Raw genomic sequence first — 3,217 nt, forward strand, 5'->3', positions numbered from 1 at the left:
CCAGACTCCTTCGGGTTATAGGGTCAAGCAATGAAGCGCACACGGTGGATGCCTAGGCAGCCAGAGGCGATGAAAGACGTGGTAGCCTGCGATAAGGTTCGGTGAGGTGGCAACAACCTGTGACCCGGACATCTCTGAATGGGGAAACCCACTCATCATAAGATGAGTATCGTGCATTGAATACATAGATGTACGAGGCGAACCAGGGGAACTGAAACATCTAAGTACCCTGAGGAAAAGAAATCAACCGAGATTCCCCCAGTAGCGGCGAGCGAACGGGGACCAGCCCTTAAGCATGTGACTGATTAGGCGAACAGATTGGGAAGTCTGGCCGTAGCGGGTGATAGCCCCGTAGTCGAAAATCTGAGCATGTGAAATCGAGTAGGTCGGGGCACGAGAAACCTTGACTGAAGACGGGGGGACCATCCTCCAAGGCTAAATACTCCTGGCTGACCGATAGTGAACCAGTACCGTGAGGGAAAGGCGAAAAGAACCCCGGAGAGGGGAGTGAAATAGATCCTGAAACCGTGTGCGTACAAGCAGTCGGAGCCCACTTGTTGGGTGACGGCGTACCTTTTGTATAATGGGTCAGCGACTTATATTCAGTGGCGAGGTTAACCGTATAGGGGAGCCGTAGGGAAACCGAGTCTTAACTGGGCGACACAGTCGCTGGATATAGACCCGAAACCGAGCGATCTATCCATGAGCAGGGTGAAGGTTGAGTAACATCAACTGGAGGCCCGAACCAGGATCTGTTGAAAAAGATTTGGATGACTTGTGGATCGGAGTGAAAGGCTAATCAAGCTCGGAGATAGCTGGTTCTCCTCGAAAGCTATTTAGGTAGCGCCTCACGTAGTACCGCCGGGGGTAGAGCACTGTTTCGGCTAGGGGGTCATCCCGACTTACCAACCCGAGGCAAACTCCGAATACCGGTGAGTAACGCGTGGGAGACACACGGCGGGTGCTAACGTCCGTCGTGAAAAGGGAAACAACCCAGACCGTCAGCTAAGGTCCCGAAATCCTGGTTAAGTGGGAAACGATGTGGGAAGGCTCAGACAGCTAGGAGGTTGGCTTAGAAGCAGCCATCCTTTAAAGAAAGCGTAATAGCTCACTAGTCGAGTCGGCCTGCGCGGAAGATGTAACGGGGCTAAACCAGGTACCGAAGCTACGGGTTCATCCTTTTAGGATGAGCGGTAGAGGAGCGTCGTGTACGCCAATGAAGGTGGATTGAGAAGTCTGCTGGAGGTATCACGAGTGCGAATGCTGACATGAGTAACGATAAAGGGAGTGAAAAACTCCCTCGCCGGAAGACCAAGGGTTTCTGTTCGACGCTAATCGGAGCAGAGTGAGTCGGCCCCTAAGGCGAGGCCGAAAGGCGTAGTCGATGGGAAACGGGTCAATATTCCCGTACCGGACATGGTTGCGATGGGGGGACGAAGAAGGCTAGGTGAGCCAGGCGTTGGTTGTCCTGGTGAAAGTGAGTAGGCTTGGATCTTAGGTAAATCCGGGATCCTTTAAGGCCGAGACACGAAACGAACTGACCACGGTCAGGAAGTCACTGATGCCACGCTTCCAGGAAAAGCCTCTAAGCTTCAGATCATGTGCGACCGTACCCCAAACCGACACAGGTGGTCAGGGTGAGAATCCCAAGGCGCTTGAGAGAACTCGGGTGAAGGAACTAGGCAAAATGGTGCCGTAACTTCGGGAGAAGGCACGCCGGCGTAGGGTGATGGAACTTGCTTCCTCAGCCCGAACCGGTCGAAGATACCAGGTGGCTGCAACTGTTTATTAAAAACACAGCACTCTGCTAACGCGCAAGCGGACGTATAGGGTGTGACGCCTGCCCGGTGCCGGAAGGTTAAATGATGGTGTTAGCCGCAAGGCGAAGCTCTTGATTGAAGCCCCGGTAAACGGCGGCCGTAACTATAACGGTCCTAAGGTAGCGAAATTCCTTGTCGGGTAAGTTCCGACCTGCACGAATGGCGTAATGATGGCCACGCTGTCTCCACCCGAGACTCAGTGAAATTGAAATCGCCGTGAAGATGCGGTGTACCCGCGGCTAGACGGAAAGACCCCGTGAACCTTTACTATAGCTTCACACTGGACGCTGATGTTGCCTGTGTAGGATAGCTGGGAGGCTTTGAACTCCGGACGCCAGTTCGGAGGGAGCCAACCTTGAAATACCAGCCTGGCATCATTGGCGTTCTCACTCAGGTCCGTTATCCGGATCGAGGACAGTGTGTGGTGGGTAGTTTGACTGGGGCGGTCTCCTCCTAAAGAGTAACGGAGGAGCACGAAGGTACCCTCAGCACGGTCGGACATCGTGCATTGAGTGCAAGAGCATAAGGGTGCTTGACTGCGAGACAGACACGTCGAGCAGGTGCGAAAGCAGGTTCTAGTGATCCGGTGGTTCTGTATGGAAGGGCCATCGCTCAACGGATAAAAGGTACTCCGGGGATAACAGGCTGATACCGCCCAAGAGTTCACATCGACGGCGGTGTTTGGCACCTCGATGTCGGCTCATCACATCCTGGGGCTGAAGTCGGTCCCAAGGGTATGGCTGTTCGCCATTTAAAGTGGTACGCGAGCTGGGTTTAGAACGTCGTGAGACAGTTCGGTCCCTATCTGCCGTGGGCGTTGGATGTTTGAGAAGGGCTGCTCCTAGTACGAGAGGACCGGAGTGGACGACCCTCTGGTGTTCCGGTTGTCACGCCAGTGGCATTGCCGGGTAGCTATGGTCGGACGGGATAACCGCTGAAAGCATCTAAGCGGGAAGCCCCCTTCAAGATGAGACATCCCTGAGGCCTAGAGCCTCCTGAAGGGCCCAGCGAGACCAGCTGGTGGATAGGCACGGTGTGGAAGCGCTGCAAGGCGTTGAGCTAACGTGTACTAATGGCCCGTGAGGCTTGACCCTATAACACCCAAGGGGTCTGCTCAAAATGATGACGTTAAAGGTTGAGAGATCAACAGAAGCCGGATACGCAGCGTGTGGCCTGACGCGATAAGCGCCCAGGCGGCACCATGAGACGCACACAATTGAGCAAGCAACGATAGAAAGCCTGCTCGTCAGCATGATATACCACCCGTTACGCCTGACGACCATAGCACGCGTGAACCACCTGATCCCTTGCCGAACTCAGCAGTGAAACCGCTTAGCGCCGATGGTAGTGTGGGGTCTCCCCATGCGAGAGTAGGTCATCGTCAGGCACCTATACCA

Annotated in this window: 2 rRNA genes; both read left to right on the top strand. The window is 54.6% G+C overall.

Annotated features, from left to right (window positions below):
- The first annotated feature begins 21 nt into the window (after positions 1 to 21).
- Positions 22 to 2,914, top strand: a 23S ribosomal RNA gene (locus tag HUO07_RS21340).
- Positions 2,915 to 3,091: 177 nt separating this feature from the next.
- Positions 3,092 to 3,207, top strand: a 5S ribosomal RNA gene (rrf, locus tag HUO07_RS21345).
- The last annotated feature ends 10 nt before the right edge of the window (positions 3,208 to 3,217 follow it).

The organism is Vreelandella maris (assembly GCF_013371085.1).
Lineage (GTDB): Bacteria > Pseudomonadota > Gammaproteobacteria > Pseudomonadales > Halomonadaceae > Vreelandella > Vreelandella maris.